This is a genomic window from Zhouia spongiae, assembly GCF_022760175.1.
Taxonomy (GTDB): Bacteria; Bacteroidota; Bacteroidia; order Flavobacteriales; family Flavobacteriaceae; genus Zhouia; species Zhouia spongiae.
Window position 1 is genome coordinate 2,884,944 of the sequence record NZ_CP094326.1, and the last position, 21,702, is coordinate 2,906,645.

9 protein-coding genes are annotated in these 21,702 nt (G+C 40.6%); 5 read left to right on the forward strand and 4 right to left on the reverse strand.

Annotation, left to right across the window (positions count from 1 at the left end; all coding sequences use genetic code 11):
- Positions 1-21 precede the first annotated feature (21 nt).
- From MQE36_RS12565 to MQE36_RS12585, 5 genes are all read left to right on the forward strand, one after another.
- Entirely contained in the window at positions 22-1,605 is a 1,584-nt protein-coding gene (locus MQE36_RS12565; RefSeq protein WP_242936326.1) for a RagB/SusD family nutrient uptake outer membrane protein, read from the forward strand.
- 85 nt (positions 1,606-1,690) lie between these two features.
- Complete coding sequence (locus MQE36_RS12570) at positions 1,691-3,493, forward strand: alkaline phosphatase (protein ID WP_242936327.1); 1,803 nt, start codon at positions 1,691-1,693, stop codon at positions 3,491-3,493.
- The gene (locus MQE36_RS12575; protein WP_242936328.1) at positions 3,486-4,994 is read left to right on the forward strand and encodes a calcineurin-like phosphoesterase C-terminal domain-containing protein; all 1,509 of its coding nucleotides are present in this window, start codon (positions 3,486-3,488) and stop codon (positions 4,992-4,994) included. Before MQE36_RS12570 ends, MQE36_RS12575 begins: the two co-directional genes overlap by 8 nt.
- Before the next feature lie 1,489 nt (positions 4,995-6,483).
- Entirely contained in the window at positions 6,484-12,528 is a 6,045-nt protein-coding gene (locus MQE36_RS12580; RefSeq protein ID WP_242936329.1) for an MBG domain-containing protein, read from the forward strand.
- A 31-nt stretch (positions 12,529-12,559) separates the two neighbouring features.
- Entirely contained in the window at positions 12,560-13,870 is a 1,311-nt protein-coding gene (locus MQE36_RS12585; protein ID WP_242936330.1) for an OmpA family protein, read from the forward strand.
- A gap of 164 nt (positions 13,871-14,034) precedes the next feature.
- On the opposite strand, the gene aqpZ is transcribed toward MQE36_RS12585, so the two are convergent.
- From aqpZ to MQE36_RS12605, 4 genes are all read right to left on the reverse strand, one after another.
- Positions 14,035-14,724 (reverse strand): aquaporin Z, encoded by a 690-nt coding sequence (aqpZ, locus tag MQE36_RS12590; protein WP_242936331.1) that lies wholly within the window; start codon positions 14,722-14,724, stop codon positions 14,035-14,037.
- 232 nt (positions 14,725-14,956) lie between these two features.
- A complete protein-coding gene (locus tag MQE36_RS12595; RefSeq protein WP_242936332.1) occupies positions 14,957-16,009 on the reverse strand; it encodes an AI-2E family transporter in 1,053 nt (350 codons plus the stop codon).
- Between the two features lie 318 nt (positions 16,010-16,327).
- Positions 16,328-18,094 carry a RagB/SusD family nutrient uptake outer membrane protein gene (locus MQE36_RS12600; protein ID WP_242936333.1) on the reverse strand — a complete coding sequence of 589 codons (1,767 nt, stop codon included), beginning with the start codon at positions 18,092-18,094 and terminating at the stop codon, positions 16,328-16,330.
- A 13-nt stretch (positions 18,095-18,107) separates the two neighbouring features.
- On the reverse strand, positions 18,108-21,641 hold the full coding sequence (locus MQE36_RS12605; RefSeq protein WP_242936334.1) for a TonB-dependent receptor: 3,534 nt from the start codon (positions 21,639-21,641) through the stop codon (positions 18,108-18,110).
- Between the last annotated feature and the right edge of the window lie 61 nt (positions 21,642-21,702).

Below are 21,702 nucleotides of genomic sequence, written 5' to 3' on the forward strand. Positions count from 1 at the left end.
GCATTAAAAAAAAATAAACGTATGAAAAACAAATATATAAAGTTAATAGCACTTTTTTTGGGTGTTCAGACGGGCGTAGTTTCGTGCTCAGACGATTTTACGGATTTAGACCCCCAGGGAAGTACCTCTTATGAGAATTTCTGGAAAACAGAACAAGATGCTACAGAGGCAACCAACAGCTTGTATTTTTACATGAAAGACGAGGATATGTTCTCCAGAGGTTTCTTTTGGTATATCAATGCTTCAGATGATATGGTTACCGGACGATTGAACGCTACTGCCGATAACATTAAAAGTTTTAACCTCACAGGTGATGAAGGATATACATATTGGATGTATCCGCAGAGCTATAAGATAATAAGGAGGGCCAATGATGTGCTTAAGAATGTTCCGGAAATGGATATTAACGGGGAATTGAAAAACAGAATCTTAGGGGAGGCCTATTTTATGAGGGCTTTCCATTATTTCTGGTTGGCACATACCTATGGAGATGATGGACAGAATGGGGGAGTGCCGATAGTTACCGAAGAAAACATGGATGATGAAGCCGGCAGCTATCAACGCCCCGCAAGTGTTGTAGAAAACTATCAGCAGATTGTCGATGACCTGAAAAAAGCAGCAGCGCTGTTACCGCTTTTTACTGAATATGCAGAAGGAGATTATGGGAGAGCCCATAAAGATGCGGCCCTGGCGTATATAGCAAAAACGTATTTGTACTGGGCCCAGTATGATGCATCTAAATATGCCGATGCTGTTACATACTGCGATGCAGTTACCAATTCAGGATCCGGTCGAGCACTGATAGATACCGGCCATCCGGAAGAAGATTTTCGCCTGTTGCACAGTCACCTGAATAATTGGACCAGTGAATATATTTGGTCGGTTGACTCTGGAGTTGAAGGAGGAAGTAAGTTGCCCGGGGTTATGTTGGAAAATAAAGGCTGGGGGTTGTATAACGGTTGGGGGTATTATACCCCAACGGAAAGCCTCTATGAAGAGTTTGAGGAAAACGATCAGAGGAGAGAAGTAACCATTTTAAAATTTGGAGATGAATTCCAGTTTTTTGGAGAAAACAGACGATACCAGTCAGAAAATTCACTTTCCGGATTTCAATTTAATAAGTATATGTATGAATACCGGTTCGAAAACCCGATAGGAACTTATATCAACTCTAATGGTAATGATCCTTCAACTATTTATAATGTCCCTATTCTACGTTATGCTGAAATACTGCTTATTAAAGCCGAAGCATTAATAATGCAGGGAAAAAATGGAGATGCCCCACTAAATATGGTAAGGAAAAGAGCCGGGTTAGGACCGGTGGTCAATGCTACCATGGAAGACCTTAAGCATGAAAGACGTGTGGAGTTCGCAGGTGAATTTGCCAACAGGCATTACGACCTGGTGCGTTGGGGAGATGCCGCCGAGGTGTATAGTAAACCCTTATATGGAAGGATACATACTGACAGGTCAGACCCTGATTCGGCATATACCCTGGAAGTAGTCTGGCCTGCAAGAAGTTTTGATCCTGCTTATATGCATGTATGGCCGATACCGAACGAGGCTATTATCTCTTCGGGGATCGAGCAAAATACAGGTTGGTAATTTTAGTTAGTTGTTTTTATTTGATTTAATGTTTAACAGTTAAAGATGCCGCTTTGACGGCATCTTTTTCATTGATAAATCTGAAATGAAATTTATTCAAAATATATTTTTCTTTATTGTTTTAGGCCTGGGAGTCCTACAGGCACAGTCACCGGAAATAACCTGTAAGGTTCATTCTCATAATGATTATGAACAACCTGTTCCGTTCTGGAAAGCATATGCAGCAGGTGTTCATTCTATTGAAATAGATGTTATTAATAAAAATGATACCCTTTTTGTAGCCCATGAAGCTGCTACCATTGTAAATAAACACACGATAGAAACCCTATATTTAAGACCTTTACGTACAGCTTTAAAGAACGGTATTACAGTAAATCATCCCTTACAGTTTTTAATAGATATAAAAACTGAAGCCTACAGTACTCTGGATCACCTGGTAAAGATATTGGGCAATTATCCGGATCTTACAGAAAATAAAAAGATTCGGTTTGTAATCTCCGGTGGTAAGCCAAAAGCTGGAGACTATACCAAATACCCCGATTTTATATGGTTTGACCATCAGGAGTTAACCGGACTCTCTGACCGGAATTCATGGAATAAGGTAGCACTTGTAAGTGTAGATTATAAAGATTATTCCGTTTGGAATGGAAAAGGAAGAATGACAGCCGGTGATCTTGAACGTGTGAAGAATGTAATTCAGACAGCCCATAGTTTAAATAAACCTTTTCGTTTCTGGGGAGCACCTGATTCTAAATCGGCATGGAAAGCATTCACAGGCTTAGGAGTAGATTTTATAAATACAGACAAACCATTTGAAGCCACCAGGTATCTTAATAGTTTATCGAAGAGGATCGGTTTTAACCCGAAGGTATCGGAGATTTACAAACCTCAATTTGTACACGACAAGAAGAACCATAAGGTTAAAAATATAATTTTGCTAATAGGAGACGGTAATGGTCTGTCTCAGATTTCAGCTGCTGCCCTGGCAAATGGAGGAAATTTAACCCTGACACAATTAAAGAGTATAGGATTCCTGAAAACGCAGTCGGCCGACGACTTTACTACAGATTCTGCCGCAGGGGGAACAGCAATTGCAACGGGCGTTAAAACATACAATCGGGCTATAGGCGTAGCACCCGATGGTAAACCGGTGAAGAACATAAGCGAGATATTGATAGAACAAGGTTTTAAGGTGGGTTTGATCACTACCGATGAAATTACAGGAGCAACACCATCTGCTTTTTATGCGCACCAGAAAGATAGGTCGCATACACAAAAAATAGCGTCGGACCTTGTAAAAAGTGATATATCGTTATTTATTGGAGGGGGAGCCAAATATTTTTCAGGTGTAAAAGAAATGCCGTTTAGCCTTAAAAACTCAATGGCAAACATAACAGCCGAAGACGATAGAGTAGGCGTTCTCGTAGCTGAAGGTGGTTTACCGGGAGTAAAAGAAGGAAGAGGAAACTTTTTAGCCGAGGCAACCCAACGCGGATTATCCTTTCTAAAGAGTAAAAAGAATCCGTTTTTGCTAATGGTAGAAGGATCGCATATTGACAGTTATGGACATTTTAACGATACCGATGGTATCATAGCCGAAGGAATCGATTTCGATAAAGCCGTAGCACAAGCAATAAAATTCGCAGATGCAGATAAAAACACGCTGGTAATCGTTACAGCAGACCATGAAACTTCCGGATTCTCAATCCCTCAGGGAGATGTACATACCGGAGCCATAGAAGGCGATTTTACAACTCACGATCACACAGGAGCCATGGTTCCGTTATTCGCATATGGCCCGCAGTCTGATAAACTACAGGGAGTTTATGAAAACAGTGAGTTATTAGGTAAAATTCTTGAAATCTTAAAAATGAAGACGAATGAATAGATCAGGGTATCTTTTTGGTTTGTTTGTGATTGTTGCCCATATGGTGGTCGGGCAATCGTATAAGATATCCGGAAGGGTATACCACGACGAAAACCGGAATGGCAGTTTTGAAGAAGGAGAAAAACTTCTTGGAGGTGTTTTTATAAGTAACGGGAGAGACATCGTTTCAACAGACACAGACGGAGTTTATAAAATTAAGCCGTTAAAGAATAATCCGATATTTATTATAAAACCAAAAGGTTATATTTCACCGCGTACCCCGCAAAACAATCTTAAGTTTTATCATTTATATCAGGAGCTGAATAAAAACAGGCAGTTTGATTTTCCTTTGTATGAGAATAAAGAAAAAGATACTGTGCATGTAGCATTGCTGGGAGACCCCCAGGCAGATGTAATCGATGATATTCATCACGTCAATAAATTAGTCACCGAGGAGCTGGCCAAAAGCCGCCCCGACATCATCGTTCCGCTGGGGGATCTTTCCTTTGATAACCTTCGTATTTTTAAACCGCTTTCTGAAACTCTGGGATTGGTAGATGTACCTGTTTATTACGTTATAGGAAATCACGACCTGAATTTTGGAGAAAAGGAGTTTTCTGACCGGGATAAGACTTTTGAAGCCTCTTTCGGCCCCTCATACTATGCTTTTGAATTCGGTAATAACCTGTTTTTAGTACTCAATAACAATTTTCCGGTGAATGACCGCGAATACATCGGTAAATTTGATACAGATCAATTAACATTTGTAGCCGGAGTTGCCGATAAATTAGGCCCCCGGTATAAAGGAGTGAAAGTTTTCAGTCATATTCCGCTCGAATACACCCAAAATAAAGAAGCCCTTATAGAGTTGATCACTCCATTTGAGAAGGTGCTGGTCGTAACCGGGCATACACATACGCAGTACCATCATTACTTTGAAAGAAAAGATCAAGCAGCTATTCATCAGCTTGTAGGAGGAGCTGTATGCGGAGCATGGTGGCAAGGTGCACATGATATCGATGGAGTTCCTTTTGCCATGATGCATGATGGTACTCCAAAAGGTTACTGGCGTTTAAAAACAAACGATGATACCTATAAACTTCGTTATAAAGTTTCGGGAGCCCCAAAGGAAAAGCAAATGAATATATGGGTGCCGGAACATAAAGAATGGGATAAGGAAATGAATGTTTTAAATGAACCATATATCTATGCAAATGTTTTTGCAGCCGATAGTAAAACAGACGTTCAGTTGTCTTTTGATGGCAAAACCTGGCACCGTATGGAGCATTACCCCGGAGTATCTCCCGAACTAAAGCGTTTTTATCTGCTTCAGGAGCTGGGGAGATATAACGGACAAAAGCTGTCCAAAGCCCCGAAGCCTGTTACCAAAAGTAAGCATTTATGGAGATTTAAAATTTCCGACCGGCTTAAAGCAGGTACCTATTTAATAAAAGTCAGGGCAGACAATACCTTTCTTGACCTCCACGAAGAAGAAGTGCGTGTTTTCAGAAAAGAAAAATAAGAAACATAAAAGATTATATACAGGCCACAGGTGCATCACCTCCTAAGTCATTCCTTTCCCTCTTTGTGAAGCTACGGCGATGGAGCGGCTGTGGCAATGCTCTCGATTATTAAGTAAACTACCTCGTGGGCTTGCCCCGAGGTAGTTTACTTTTTTTTCATTGATAAAAAAGTAACAAAAAAAATCTAGCCTTAGCTGTTCGGCCATCCGCTAGTATTTCGAACACTAAATTATCTGAACTCGGCACTTTGCCTCAAACAGCAGATAATTTTACGTGTTCTGCTAAAAGCGAGTCCCAGCCTGCCACAGCCTAGGGCAGGTGTTTTTTAATAGATATGATTCTAGAATTGAGAAGATAGATAAAAGGTAAAAGACAAGTATGAATACTAACGATTCCTTTTATAGAGACTGCCATACTTCGACTGCCGCTCAATACAGGCTAGGCTTTTGCAAAGCTCATAGTGAACCACAACTCGATAACATCATAACAAGATAACAGGATAACAACTAAAATCAATAAATACTTCTGAAACAAGTTTAAAGCGTGAAATAAAAAACGTTAGTTCAAAATTTCCACATATAAAACCCCGCCCTCCGTAATTTCATCGGGGCTCCATAGCTGAAATCTACGTAAAGAACAAAAAGCTGTTTAAGCTCCGATGGTAAACGGAGTGAGTTCTTTTTGTTTAGTAGATGAAGCGTAATGGGGTGATAGAAATTAATGCAGGCTTGATTCTTTGGTTTAGTTTATCCTGAACGACAGTCGGGGTTTTGCATCAAGAACTGCGAAGCATATCATGAGTCCCTTATCAAACAATAGAGGTCTCACGAATAAAATGAACATAAAACACCATCACATCATAACTCGATTACAATGTAACACTATAACTAGGCAATATAAAAGACTGTTTGTTAAAGCAATAGCTGAGCGGGTAAATCATATTCCGACCTCGCCATAGGCTATTGCCGACTGCCAACTGCTTCACACCGTAACTCAATCACAACCTAACATCATAACTCGATAACTAGATAACTCGATAACACCATCTCTTGATAACACCATCACTTGATAACCCCATCACCAATTGATATCCGGCAAATTATACAAATCCATTACTATATAACTGTTCTCTGCATTTAGATCTTTTCTTAACTTACCTCTCACTAAGTACCCCTGCGTAAAATCTGCATCGATTACTTACTGTATGGGCCGTTAGTTTAAAGTATCTTGCACCCGGTACAATTAAACAAATTATGATTAGCTAACATTCTTATTTGAAGGAATATATCAGCGATACAACTTAACCCGGATCCCCATCTAACAAAAAGACATTGACCTGCGAAACTATTTAGATAAATTATACCTAAACCAATGGGAACATACATTACCATTTTATCTATCGCGAGGGAATATAAAGTTCTTGATCCCTCTTTTTCTTTTCTAATACTTCAGATGAATTATTTAAACGACATTAAACCTTAATTATTTATGAAACAGCTTTACTTATCTAAACTCTTATTATCCAAATTCCTGCTGCTTTTTTGTTTTTTGATAAGCAGGCATGGATGGACACAAACTACTTATGACTTTTCAACAGCCCCTCATATCACCGGTAGTACAAGTAGTAATCCATGGAATACAGAAGCCTATATTACAATAAATGGAATAGACTTTAAAATGACTACAGGCGGTAATGGATCTTTTGAACATCAGCATTCAGGAGGAAACGGGAACAGTGCCTGTTTGAAAAAAGGATCAGCAGGGGGAGATAACTTTTCATTACAACGGGTTGACGGGCAACCTTTTAACATACGGGGATTTTGGTTAAAAGAAGAAGGGATAAATAGTTATAATGATATAGAGGGTATAACGCTTCCTCCCTTTTATATAATAACGTATTACAAATCCGGAGGAGGTACAGAAACATACCAGGATAATACCCCGCTAGGGAGTGGTTATTCAACAACTTCTGTTACAAACATAACCACAAATCTTGATGTTACTTCTATAAATATATATTTCCAGGCAAACCTTAATTTTTGGATCGACGATATAAAAATCGGGAATTTAGGAGGGAATACGACTCCAACAGCCTCTAATTTTACAGCAGCTAACGGCCCTTATGAAAATTTAACTTACACCTTTTCTACGGCCAATTTTGGATATAATGATAATGATGGCGATCCTCTGAACCACTTGTTGATAGAAACATTGCCGGGTGCCGGAACCTTATATGTAGATGCCGATAATGATGATGCCTATGATGCCGGCGAGGAAGTAAGTGCCAACGACCAAATCAGCAGAACTAATTTAGATGCCGGAAACTTACAATATATCCAAAACGGGAGTACAAATACCTCATTCCGGTTTGAAGTGAATGACGGAGCGGTTTATAGTTCGGGAAACTATGTAGCAACTTTAAATGTAAGCCCTGTTCCTAAGGTAACCTTGAGCGTGAGCCCGGGTTCCAGGGCAGAGAATGTAACAGCTAATTCAACAGTAACCGCAACACTTTCTAATACGTATGGTGCAAATACCACGGTTAGTTTAGGTTTTAGTGGTACCGCTATGCATTTGATTGATTATACCCGGAGTGCTACTTCGATTGTGATACCTGCCGGAAGCACTTCAAGAACCATGACATTAAAAAATATTCCTGATGTCATTTATGAGGGAAATGAAACCGTTCTTATCGATATCATTGCAGTTAGTAACGGAACAGAAAACGGTACCCAGCAGGTTACCTATACGATTATTAATGATGATTCCCCACCTAAAGCTACTCTGGAAATTCTGGAAGATTATAATCCAATAACGGACGAAAGTGGCGGACAGGCATATGTTAGAGGTAAAATAGATGCACCTGCCGGAGTGACGGTCTCTATTCCTTTAGCTTTTTCCGGTACTGCTACCGGAGGCGGAACCGATTACAGTATTACAGGAAGTACGATTACGATAGTCCCGGGACAGATGATGGATAGCATACGGCTGACATCCCAATTTGATGGTATAGAAGAAGGCGATGAAACGGTGTTCATCGAAATGAACACACCTACGAATGCGGTTGAAGATGGTACCCAGCAGCTAACCCTTACAATTCAGGATGAGGATGCGGTACCGCCCTCAGGATATAGTGTTTTAATAGACCAGGCTGAAATCGATACATCAAATGAGACTGCTGTAAGTTTTACCTTTTCAGGTGCCGAGGTGGGAGCTACGTACGATTATTCTTTTTCCAGTACCGGCGGCGGTACCCATGTAACCGGTACAGGAACCATAAGCACCGCTACCGACCAGCTAACAGGGATCGACCTAAGCGGATTGGGGGATGGTACTATAACATTGTCTGTTACCTTAACCGATTCTTTTGGTAATACAGGGGGCGTGGTTACGGATACCCGTACGAAGGATGCTACAGCTCCTTCCGGATATAATGTATCGATAGACCAAAGTCCTGTTAATGATAGCAATCAATCGGCAGTCAGCTTTACTTTTTCGGGTGCCGAGGTGGGAGCTACGTACGATTATTCTTTTTCCAGTACCGGCGGCGGTACCCATGTAACCGGTACAGGAACCATAAGCACCGCTACCGACCAGCTAACAGGGATCGACCTAAGCGGATTGGGGGATGGTACTATAACATTGTCTGTTACCTTAACCGATTCTTTTGGTAATACAGGGGGCGTGGTTACGGATACCCGTACGAAGGATGCTACAGCTCCTTCCGGATATAATGTATCGATAGACCAAAGTCCTGTTAATGATAGCAATCAATCGGCAGTCAGCTTTACTTTTTCGGGTGCCGAGGTGGGAGCTACGTACGATTATTCTTTTTCCAGTACCGGCGGCGGTACCCATGTAACCGGAACAGGAACCATAAGCACTGCTACCGATCAGCTAACCGGGATTGACCTAAGTGGTCTGGGAGATGGTATCGTTACCTTGTCAGTAAGCTTGACAGATATTTTTGATAATACGGGAAGTACAGTAATTGATACAGAAAACAAGGATACTGCAGCACCGTCAGCGTATTCGGTTTCGATAGACCAGAATGGTATAAAAACAACCAGTCAATCGGCAGTCAGCTTTACTTTCTCGGGTGCCGAGGTGGGAGCTACATACAATTATTCTTTTTCCAGTACCGGCGGCGGTACCCATGTAACCGGTACAGGAATCATAAGCACCGCTACCGATCAGATAACCGCGATTGATTTAAGTGGTCTGGGAGATGGTACCATTACCTTATCGGTAATTTTGACAGATACTTCAGGAAATAGCGGAAGCGTAGCAACAGATACGGAAATAAAAGATACCACTGCTCCATCAGGATATGCAATAACCATAGACCAAAGTCCTGTTAATGATGGGAATCAATCGGCAGTCAGCTTTACTTTTTCGGGTGCCGAGGTGGGAGCTACATATGATTATTCTTTTTCCAGTTCCGGCGGCGGTACCCATGTAACCGGTACAGGAACCATAAGCACCGCTACCGACCAGGTAACAGGAATCGACCTAAGCGGATTGGAAGATGGCACCATTACCTTATCTGTATCCTTGACAGATACTTTTGATAATATGGGAAGCCCGGCAACAGATACAGCAGCAAAAGATACGATGGCTCCATCCGGATATACTGTAAGTATCGATCTTTTAGGAATGCCAAAGATCAATGCAGCTAATGTCTCGATGATAGAATTCTTGGCATCGGGATTAGAAGTAGGGAGCACTTTACATTATTCTTTTACCAGTGATGGAGGAGGTACACCACTTTCCGGTACGGAAACTGTAACTTCGACGTCGGAACAGTTTGATAATGGCGGAGCAGGTTACAATCTATCAGGTTTAACCGATGGGACAGTTACATTAACCGTATCCTTAACAGATCCGTCAGGAAATCGAGGTACAGATGTAACCGATAGTGAAAGTAAGGATACCGTGGTTCCTTCAGGTTATTCAGTTGCCTGGGATGATAGCCTGATTAATGCAGCCGAAGCGGGTTCTACTTCATTTACTGTTCTTAATGCTGAAGTGGGAACAACAATGAATTACTCCGTTTCGAGTAGTGGTGATGGTAATACCGCAACGATTACCGGAACATCTGCTGTAAATAATATATCTCAAAACATAGGCGTAGATGTAAGCTCGTTACCTGACGGTACTTTGACCGTTCAGGTTACCCTTACGGATGACGGGAATAACGCAGGAAGTCCGGAAACAGATAATTCGGCTGAATTAGATCAGACGGCGCCTGATGGTTATACCGCGATCTTTGATCAGGATCCGATAGACAGATCAAACCGTAGCTCAGTAAGTTTTACTTTTGCCGGAGCTGAAGTGGGATCAACTTATAACTATTCGTTCTCAAGTTCAGGAGGCGGTACTGATGTAATAGGATCGGGGACGGTAACTACAACCACGGATCAGATATCAGGTATTGACCTAAGCGGGCTGGGTGATGGATTAGTAACACTTACAGTGAGTTTATCCGATACAGCGGGGAATATGGGGTCGGCAACTACCGATACCGTTACCAAAGATACGAATGACCCTCCGGCTGCGAGCGATGTATCTATAGGGGGAACATTGACAATAGGAGAGCTGTTGACAGGAAACTATATCTATACAGACCCTGATGGGGATGCAGAAAGCGGGTCAGCATATAAATGGTACCGGTCTGACGATAACGGGGGTACGGATAAAATGATGATTTCGGGCGCTACTGCCCAACAGTATACCCTACAGGATGCAGACCGGGGAAAATATATCAGTTTTGAAGTAATACCAAACGATGGCATTGATGCAGGCATGGCAGTAGAAAGCACTTTGGAGGGTCCTGTTAAAATAGATCAGGTCATTAATTTTTCAAGTATCCCGGATAAGGTGTATGGGGATGCTTCATTTACTCTGGGTGATGCCCGGACCGATCAGGGCTTGACAGTGACTTATACCGCAGATGATCCGGGAGTGGTGAGCATTTCAGGGAATCAGGCAACCATCCTTAAAGCAGGCAACACACAAATTACAGCAACTCAAGGTGGCGACGGGGTAACGAATGCAGCTGTTTCTGTAATCCGAACCTTAACTGTCGATCAGGCAGTCTTAACGGTAGTTGCAGAAGACAAAACCAAAATGTATGGCGAAACCGATCCGGACTTAACAGTAAGTTATGCAGGTTTTGTAAACGGTGATGATGAAACTGTTTTAGGGGGTACCTTATTAGTAACCCGGGGATCAGGAGAAGATGTTGGGACTTATGTCATTACGGCTTCCGGACTTAGTTCATCTGACTACATTGTTAACTATGTGGATGGTGCTTTTGAAATCACGCAGATAGCTTTAACGGTAACAGCAGAAAATAAGAGTAAAATATATGGCGAAACCGACCCGGCCTTTACAGTAATTTATGACGGTTTCGTGAATGGAGATGATCAGACAACTCTTGGCGGCACGCTTAACTTAAGCAGGGTTGCCGGTGAAAATGTCGGTAATTATACAATCACAGCCACGGGCTACATCTCTTCGAATTATACGATTACCTATGTAGACGGCAGCCTGGAAATCCTTCCGGCGACATTAACTATTGTTGCAGCTGGCGGACAGACCAAGGTGTATGGGGAAGCTGACCCTGAGTTTAATTATACACCCGCAGGGTTTGCCAACGGAGATACAGCAGGGGTCTTAACGGGGAGCCTTACCAGGGAACCAGGAGAAGATGTGGGGGTTTATGAGATCGAACCGGGTAACTTGTCCGCTGGTGCCAACTATACGCTGGTATATACAGGAGCCTTGTTTGAAATTACCCCGGCCGGTCAGCTGATCAGTTGGAACCAGGATTTAAGTTTTGGATGTGATGATTCCGATCAGATTACACTAACGGCCACTTCCGACAGCGGACTACCGGTGCAGTATGTAGTAGCCGATACAGAAATAGCGACTGTAAACGGTACAACCCTTACGATCCATCAATCGGGTACAACCACCATTACAGCCTACCAGGAAGGAGACCTGAATTATAATGTAGCCGCTGATGTTGTAAATACCCTGCTCGTGAGCCAGTCGGGAATTATCCGTCAGCAATGGGACGATGTATTGGTTTTTGATAACAGCAGCGAAAGTTTTGTCAGCTGGCAATGGTACAAGAATGGGGAAGCGGTTTCCGGGGCTACTAAACAGTACTATACTGAAGAAGGAGGATTGAACGGTATTTATTATGCAGAGGCTACCGATGGTAATGGTAATGTTATTACGAGCTGCCCGCTTACTGTCAGCGGAACCACTTACAGTAGAAAGATGGCTGTTATGCCAAACCCGGTAGGAGGTCTGGCAGATGTTACCATACGATTAGATTATAGCCAGGCAACTCTGGACGGAGCACGCATAGGTATTTACGATCTTGCAGGAAGAGAACTGTCCGGTTCCGAGACCGTTACAGGAGAGACCATGATGCAGGCTCCTCAGCAACCGGGACTGTATATAGTGGTATTAACCCTATCCGGAGGTACCCGTAAGTCAGTTAATCTATTAGTACGATAATCAGTGTAGCATTAAAAAAATGAAATCAAACATGAAATTAAAGATATGTTTAGCACTGTTTATCGGTGCATTCACAACAAGCCGGGCACAGGAGGTGACGGTGAAAATTAACGGAGGATTACAAGGTGTAGATTATTCAAGCCCGCAGGGCAGCGGTAATATGAAGCCGGGAGGCGGATTAGGTGTAGGTTATACCTATTATTTTTCTAAGAACTGGGGTCTGGGCACAGGCCTGGACTTTAACCTGTATCGAACCGATTTTCAGTTACATGATAACACAACAATTACTTCTTATGAAGTAGACGATCAGGGGTCAGCTTTTGAATACCGTGTTACCCCAAATGGTTATAAAGAAGAGCAACGATTATATGGACTATCGATACCACTCATGCTCGCATACAGATCGGATACACCGGGTACTACCGGATTTTATTTTGGAATAGGCGGAAAAGTGGTTTTCCCGTTACAACATAAAGTGGATGCAAGTGCAGTAAGTACACAGTTAAGTGGTTATTATCCCGATATAAATTTAGAAATAGATGATCTGCCAGATCATGGTTTTGGTGAGTTGACTGATTACAACGGAGCGGCCGACAATGATCTGAAGACGGCATTTACAGCAAGTGTAGAGGCAGGGCTTTATTTTAAACTTAAACCCCATATGAACTTATACACAGGGGTGTATGCCGATTATGGGATTACGGACCTTCATAAATCTGGACAGTCAAACATAGTGTCTTATAGTGCAGAAGGGATCGATGAGGTTAGCTCGCAAGGAGTTATGGCAAACCAGAACTTGTTGGACAAAAGCAAGCTGTTTGCTGTGGGGGTACAGGTAAAATTAGGCTTTTCGTTAAACAAGGAAAAGAAAACGCCGGAGCCCGAAACGGTAGTTTCTGTAGTCGAAGAAGAACAGGTATACGAAGAGAAACATACAGCCCCCGTTCGACCTATTGAGCCACCTAAGGCGAAAGTCGATACGGGTCTTACAACTGAAGAACGTACTACAATAGCAAGTCCTTTGTCGTTTGGTAGTATTGACAATACGGAAGTAAGTCTTGAAATGGCAACCCGATTAGACCGCATAGCCGGAATTTTAACCACCCATGATGAATTAAAGGTAACGATAACGGGACATACCTGTAATGTAGGAAGTGAGGCCCTTAATAATCGCATCGGTCGGCAAAGAGCAGATGCTGTGGCAGAATATCTTCAAAATAAAGGCATTAGTAAAAGCCGTATGATGGTGGAGTCAAAGGGAGAGAAAGCTCCTTTATACCCTAACAATTCATCCGCCAATAGAAGTCTGAATAGAAGAGTAACAATAACTATTACCGAATAAAGAATGGTTGCGAATACGGAATAGTAAAAGATAATATATCCGTTATAACGATAATGGCTCTAAGATTGTAAAACCTTAGAGCCATTATGTTTTTAATGAACCGGGATTATAACTGTTGTATCCGGATAGATGTAAAACAGGCTTGTTAACCTGCTGCTGTATTATCAATCTTTATTCGGTGCAAGGTATTTATAAACGAGTCCTGCTATAATGGCACCCATGATAGGTGCTACCCAAAATAACCATAACTGTTCGATAGCCCATCCGCCTACAAACAAAGCCTGACTTGTACTACGGGCAGGATTTACAGAAGTGTTGGTAACTGGTATGCTGATGAGGTGAATAAGAGTTAATGCCAAACCGATAGCCAGTCCGGCAAAACCGGAAGGTGCATTTTTATGTGTAACTCCTAAAATCACGATGAGGAACATGAATGTCATAACGACTTCGCTTATGAATCCGGATGCCATCGTAAAGCCCATAGGTGAATGTTCTCCGTACCCATTGGCGGCAAAACCATCTGACAGGCTAAATCCGTCGGCACCACTGGCAATAAGATACAATATTCCGGCTCCTGCGAGTCCCCCTAATACTTGCGAAATAATATATCCGGGAATGGCACTTGCTTCAATTCTGCCTCCAACAAATAAACCGATGGTCACTGCCGGGTTAAAGTGGGCTCCGGAGATATGTCCGAATGCGTACACTCCGGTTAAAACGGTTAAACCAAATGCCAGGGCAACTCCGGCAAAACCTATTCCGAGGTCAGGGATTCCCGCAGCTAATACAGCGCTGCCGCATCCCCCCAGAACAAGCCAAAATGTTCCGATAAATTCAGCAATGAATGTCTTCATAAATTTAAGATGTAAAATGGTTAGACTAATAATTATGACCCATAATCTGTTTACGAGGTCACTCCAAGATAACTAAAAATATTATAAGTTGTTATATTTTAGTAATATAGGTTAAGATTTTACTCAGTCATCTAAATTTACCCCGTATAGCTATCGGGAGTTACGGAGCTTGCCCTTGTGAAACACTCCTAACGGAATTTCATGGGGCAGGGGGGAGTTCTCTTTTAAATATTTATGAAACGGTATCCTTATAAATTTCGACGATGGTAATCAATAAACCTGCAAGCATCGGTCCGATAATAATTCCACTGATGCCGAACAGTCCGATCCCTCCCAGTGTGCTGATGAGGATCAATAGATCCGGAATCTGCGTGTCTTTACCTACGAGTACAGGTCTAAGGAAATTATCGACACTACTCACAACTCCTACACCCCAAATCAACAATCCGGTACCATAGATCACGTCTCCTGTCATAATTAAGTAAATGCCTGCCGGAACATATACAATAGCGGTACCTACACTGGGAATAAGCGACATAATGGCTGCGACAGATCCCCAAAACGCAGCACCCTCTATTCCGGTAACCCAGAATCCTAAAGCTACCAATGCGCCTTGTATAATTCCGATTGAGATAGCTCCTTTAATGGTTGCCCTGGAAACTTCTTTGACCCTGTTGATGATCAGGTTGAATTCGCTATCGGTCAGGGGAATATAATGATGCATTTTATTTAAAATCCCTTTTCCTGACTGTAAGAAATAATAGATCGCGTAAATCATGACAAACAGGTTGATAAACAGGGAAAATGTTTCCTGGGTAAATGCAGTAAGGGCATTGATGACAATACCGCTTAATCGCTGCATGAATTCAGATAATTTGGAAAATATATCCTGGGTATGAGGTGTTAATTCTTTTTTAAAGGGCAACCACTCAGGCAATGAATTCTCTACATGTGATGATTGTGATAATTGTTGTTTTATATATGGAAAAATATGCTCCGATAATACGGTGCCCTGGTGAATGATTTGCTGTAGTAACAGCATAGTGGGTACCACTATAATTAATAAGAATAAAAATATTGTTAAGATGGAGGAGAGTGTTTTGCGTTGTCGTGTTTTGTTGAGCAGCCAATTGTATGTTGGAAACAAGAGCCCTGCAAATATTATAGCCAGGACTATGGCAATAATATAATCTTTTATAAGGACAATAAAAATGAATAAGGCGGTAACCATTAACAGGCTAACAAACCCCTGATGCCTCCTGTTCTTAAAATTGTTGTTTTCCATGTTGTGTTTTTTATTATCCTCTTCCTTGTATGAGCGCTCTTCTGTAACAATGTACAAAGTAGCGAACTGATAAACAACAGAAATGTTTTATTTTCGGGCAACGCCTAGAGGCCGGTTGTTGAATTGATTTATATATGAAACAGGAGCACTATTGATAATATTTTATGCAAGAGAGATGAAAGAAAAAACCTCGTTCAGCACGAACGAGGTTTTAATCAACCAAATTAATTAACCATTCGAATTTATTGTTTGAAAGTTAATGTAACGGTACATATTGTTTATAGATGCATTACCAGTTTATGGAATGCATATAAATGCCTACCAACCCGGGTTTTGTTCTAAATTAGGATTGAGTACAAGGTCATTTGATGGAATAGGATATAAATAATAATAATCAGGGAAACCTCCAGGGGGTACACCATGAATAGTAACATACCCTTCTGAAGCACCATTCTGAATAGTCAGACGATTCCCATAGTCAGCATTATTAACCCAACGTCCTAGTTTTTCTTCATCGGTATAGTCCATTTTTTTCCATCTTCTCAGGTCATCAAATCGATAACCTTCTCCCATTAGTTCGATAGCTCTTTCTCTTCTAATCTCCCAAAGAGTCGGATTTACTGAGACATCAATAGTAGGATCATTTGGTTCTGCACCTACCGCTAACGGAGCAACTCCACCACGAGCTCTAAGTTTATTGATAGTGATATCAGCTACGGTCTGATCAAAGTCTCCTAATTCATACATAGCCTCAGCATAATTAAGCATTACTTCACCGATTCTAAATATCGGAGCATCTGTAATATCTTGATTTTGAATTCGTAAATATTTGTTGAAATATTTGAATAATTTATAGCCGGTAAAGCCCGCATTAAATCCTTGTCCATTATTAAACTGCCTGAAGTGTGGAGATTCTCTTACGATAAGTCCTTGCCAGTTCATAGAAGGTAGGGTTTTACGATTATCGTCAGAAAGGGTCTCCATCAAATCAATATATTCTCGATGATTAACATCTCCGGTATGTTCCCATTCAAGGGAGTTTTGTCCGATAGGTACCGTATTTACCTTGAATGGAGGTACAATGGTAAAATACATTCTACGATCTCTGTTTCTGAATTCAGTATATGGGTCCTGATCATTAACGAAGAGTGGACTTGTCCATCGGGTTTCACCATCGGTGAGTAAATACATGTCGGCAGCCTTTTTGGTAAGATCCCAATTACCTGCAGAATTACGATGACGAGAAGTAAGAATATGAGTCTGTTGAGCAGTAACATATTCTTTATATAGAATAATACCGCTTATGTCTGCTAACGATTCACTATTAAATACTTCATCATAATTATTGTGTAGTATAGGGTATTTATCTAAAAGCTTTTTAGACGCATTTGCCGCTGCGGTAAGATATTTGGTTTCATCACCTAATTGGTGATATTTACGCCATGTGCCTTCAAACAATCCAAATCTTGATAAAAGAGCATTTATAGCATCGATACCTATAGTATTAGGGCCATCACCTTCTGTTTTGATGTTGGCAACTGCATAACTTAAATTGTCTAAAATATTCTGAGCCACCTCATTACGTGGAGTTCTTGTAGCATACAACTCTTCAGATGATTCAGTAAGAGCATTTTCAACCCAAATCACTCCTCCATATTTCTTTAACAGATCAAAATATTCGTATGACCTGAAGAAGTAACCAACGCTTCGCCAATGTTTTTTTTCATCTTCAGTCAGCTCAGACTCTTCAATATTGTCCAGCATCAGGTTTACTCTGCGAATTCTCGAGTATGGTCCTGAGTAACTATCATCGGTGGTAGGCACACTAATGAGCTGTCTAATCCAATTAGACATACCATTGTTATTGCTTCGGAGCATTAAATCTCCATCCCACTCCTGATTTACAGGCGTAAGATTGTAGCCTGGAAAGGTATTATAAAAACCCCAGGCATACGTTTTAAAATTAGAATAAGAAGTAAAAGTTGTTTCAACTACTAATTCATCTTTTGGTAATTGTTCGAGGGTGTCTTTGCTACACCCGGCAAATACTATTGCTGCTAGTAAAATAATATATATATTTTTCATAACTGTCATAAGATTAGAAAGAAACATTTAAGCCAAATGCATATTGTTTAAGGTAAGGATATGTTGCACCTTGACCTAAATTATCTAACTCCGTGTTTAATCCGTCAGGAAGATGATCATGATTTAAAAGATTTTCTCCCGATACATACAGTCTTACACTATTCAGGAATGAATTTTCTAAATATGCTTTTGGCAATGAATACCCCAGAGTTATGTTCTTAAGGCGGATGTATGAGCCGTCAGCAAGATATTTTGTCTGAACCCTTCTGCTGTAACCGTAATTACCTGCACCTCTGGGATAATTTCTTGGGTAGTATGCATCTGAGTTTTCAGGAGTCCAATAGTCAAGCTGGTGATCATATACTATAGAAAACTCTCCATTATAAGGCCATACTACATCATTACTGATCCATCGGTCTCGTTTACCTACACCCTGAATAAAAAAGGAAACATCAAAGTTTTTATAAGATGCTCCTGTTCTAATTCCGTATTGATATCTACGGGTGTTGTTTCCTATTACTTTTCTGTCTCCCGTTCCGGTTTGTATATATCCATTGGTATCGACAATCGGATTTCCATTCTCGTCTAATTCTGTATAAAGGGTGTTATTACCATCGTTGATAATTCCGTCTCCATTGAGATCTTTATATTTAATGTCTCCCGGATTAGGATTAACACCTTCAACACGAACCACCCCTTCTTTTAAAGTCCCATTTTGCAGGTCGTTATCCAATGTTCCTTCTTCAAAGTCATCTACAGAATAATAACCGTCAGTAACATAACCCCAGATTTCGCCCCATTTTTTACCAATATAGTGCTGTCCCAAAAGACCTTCTTCGTTGTCAAATTTGGTTATTTCACTTTGATTGTCGGATATGTTTACATTAAAGTAATAGCTAAAATCTTTGATTTGATCTTTCCAGTTTAGCTCAAGTCCCCAACCCTTAGTTTCAAGATCTGCTGCATTAGCCAATGGAGCCGAAGTTCCTAAATTTGATGGAAGTTCAGCACCTTGAGTAAGCATGTCTTTTGTCTTTCTTGTAAACAGATCGAAAGATCCGTTTAATTTATTGTCGAAAAGAGCAAAATCAAGTCCGAAGTTTAGTGTTTGTACTGTTTCCCAGGTAAAATTACTACTCACTAATTGTGGAGGAGCCAGGGTTACATAGCGGATACCTGTATTAGGATCTATCCATCCTGAGTTTCCGGCAGATAACCCGGGTACTGCAGGGTATAGGTTAACTGATCCATCAGGGAATCTAATGTCCTGATTTCCTATTTCACCTAATGAAGCTCTGAATTTAAAAAGTGATATAGTGTTTCGAATTGGTTCCCAGAATTCTTCTTTAGCTATATTCCAGCCTAGAGAAGCAGAAGGGAAGAACCCCCATCTGTTATTTTTCGGGAACCTGGAAGAACCATCATAACGACCGTTCAATTCGATAAAGTACTTGTTTTTGTAATCGTAGTTTAACCTACCGAAAACTCCCATGACAGACCATTCACCAAATGAATCATCGGCTGTTAAAGTACCCGTTGCTTGCGAAATTGACGGAAGACTAGGGTCAATCAGATTTGTTTTTCGTGTCCAGTTGCTTTCCGATTTATTATTCTCATGATTGAAACCGGCCAATAAAGATATGTTATGATTGTTATAGGATTTTTTGAATGTGCTGTAGAGGTTTATCCCATTATAGCGAGTATTACCATTTTCGATACGGTAAAAGGTGTTATCCGGACTAACGGTATTTAAGGTGTATCGTTGGGCATCTACCGTTTGAGGCTCTACATTAACATCTGTTCTTTGATAAGTAGAATAACCGTAAGTATACTCACCAACAATACTTAACGATTCAATAGGATTGTATTCTATTTTATTAAAGAATCTTAAATTGTCGCGTTCTGTTTTTCTCGGAACGTTTAAGCGTTCTAAATTACCAGGTGTATTGTAAGGAATTAATGTACCATCAGGCATTTCATGATTACCGACAGGAGCATAAACTGGATATGTGATAGCACGGTAGTAGTCTCCAACAGGGTCTTTGGTAAGCGATTTCAGATAGTTGATATTAGCCTGATATGAAACTTTTTCACTCAACTCAACACCATAATCGGCATTTATGGTATATCTTTTAAAACTATCATTATCGGTAACAATGATTCCGTCCTGATCTGTGAAGCCTGCTGCCAGCCTGTAAGTAGATTTGTCTGTACCTCCTGAAATACTTAGGTTATGAATTTGGGTAATTCCCAGATCACCATAAAAATCATCTATTATATCAGTTTCTTTTAAGGGGTATATAATTCCATTCACTTCTGCCTGACCTGATGGATATGCCGAAGGATTGTTTTTGTATTCTTCCAAAACCTGTACCCAGGTTGGTATATCCTGATCAGTCCAGTAACCTACTACACCCCAGTCGTTAAGAGCATTAACAAAGTCATATACAGATGCTTTTTTGGGTAATTCTGTTGGGTTGTCAAAACTAATGGTCGAAGAATAGTTAACTATAGGTGCCTGATTTTTAACCCCTTTTTTGGTTGTAATCAAAACGACCCCAAAAGCTGCTCTTGATCCATATATTGAAGATGCCGCTGCATCTTTTAAAACGGTAATACTTTCAATATCTTTTGGGTTAATATTATTGATACTCATCGGAACATTATTCACCAGTATGAGTGGACTACCTCCATTAATAGATTCAAGCCCTCTTATTTGTATATCCTCAAAAGTTCCGGGACGACCTGACCCGTTCAAAACCTGTAATCCGGGCATAGTTCCCTGAATAGCACTAGCACCATTGGTAACCGGACGGTCTGCAAGCACCTCATCCATTTTTACAGATGAAACAGCACCTGTAATGTTTTCACGTTTTTGACTTGCAAAGCCGACAACCACTACTTCATCAATGGCTGCAACTTCTTCTTCCATGGTGATGCTTATATTGGTTTGATTACCAACAGGTATTTCTTGTGTTCTAAATCCAACATATGAAAAAGTTAGTACAGGGTTCTGTGTGGTGACATCCAGAGAAAATTTTCCGTCAAAATCGGTTTGAGTTCCATTTTGAGTGCCTTTTTCCATTATGGTAGCACCTACCAATGGTAATCCCTGATTATCATATACGATTCCCTGAACTTTTTGTTGTGGAGAAGGAGCTTCAGTAACAGTGAGTTGCTTAGATTTATCAAATTTCAGGATAATGAGTTTATTTTTAACCTTATAAGCTATAGGTGAGTTACTAAAAAGGTGATCAAGTATACTTGATATTTTAACTTTTTCAACGTTGACAGATACCTTTTTTTGAACATCAATTTTCTGATGGTTGAATAAAAACCTGAAATCAGACTGTTTCTCTATTGCATTAAAGACTTCTGTAACCGATACGTTATTCATATGCAATGATACTCTTGTATTTTGAGAATAGGTGCCAGCTTGAATTTTGAATAAGGAAACTAACAAAAACAAATAAGTGAGTTTCATTTTGAGGTTGAGTTTACGTAGTTTTTCGGGTGTGAAAAACCAATCAGTAATAGATTTTTCCATACTTTTGTTATGATTTAGTTGATTAAACATTTAGTTTAAATCACATTTTATACCGGGAAAT

What these genes read in the sequence shown, in the direction of transcription:
- MQE36_RS12585 (WP_242936330.1), top strand. Translation starts at nt 12,560, where the DNA reads ATGAAATTAAAGATATGTTTAGCACTGTTTATCGGTGCATTCACAACA.
- MQE36_RS12570 (WP_242936327.1), top strand. Translation starts at nt 1,691, where the DNA reads ATGAAATTTATTCAAAATATATTTTTCTTTATTGTTTTAGGCCTGGGA.
- MQE36_RS12580 (WP_242936329.1), top strand. Translation starts at nt 6,484, where the DNA reads ATGAAACAGCTTTACTTATCTAAACTCTTATTATCCAAATTCCTGCTG.
- MQE36_RS12565 (WP_242936326.1), top strand. Translation starts at nt 22, where the DNA reads ATGAAAAACAAATATATAAAGTTAATAGCACTTTTTTTGGGTGTTCAG.
- MQE36_RS12575 (WP_242936328.1), top strand. Translation starts at nt 3,486, where the DNA reads ATGAATAGATCAGGGTATCTTTTTGGTTTGTTTGTGATTGTTGCCCAT.
- MQE36_RS12600 (WP_242936333.1), bottom strand. Translation starts at nt 18,094, where the DNA reads ATGAAAAATATATATATTATTTTACTAGCAGCAATAGTATTTGCCGGG.
- MQE36_RS12595 (WP_242936332.1), bottom strand. Translation starts at nt 16,009, where the DNA reads ATGGAAAACAACAATTTTAAGAACAGGAGGCATCAGGGGTTTGTTAGC.
- aqpZ (WP_242936331.1), bottom strand. Translation starts at nt 14,724, where the DNA reads ATGAAGACATTCATTGCTGAATTTATCGGAACATTTTGGCTTGTTCTG.
- MQE36_RS12605 (WP_242936334.1), bottom strand. Translation starts at nt 21,641, where the DNA reads ATGGAAAAATCTATTACTGATTGGTTTTTCACACCCGAAAAACTACGT.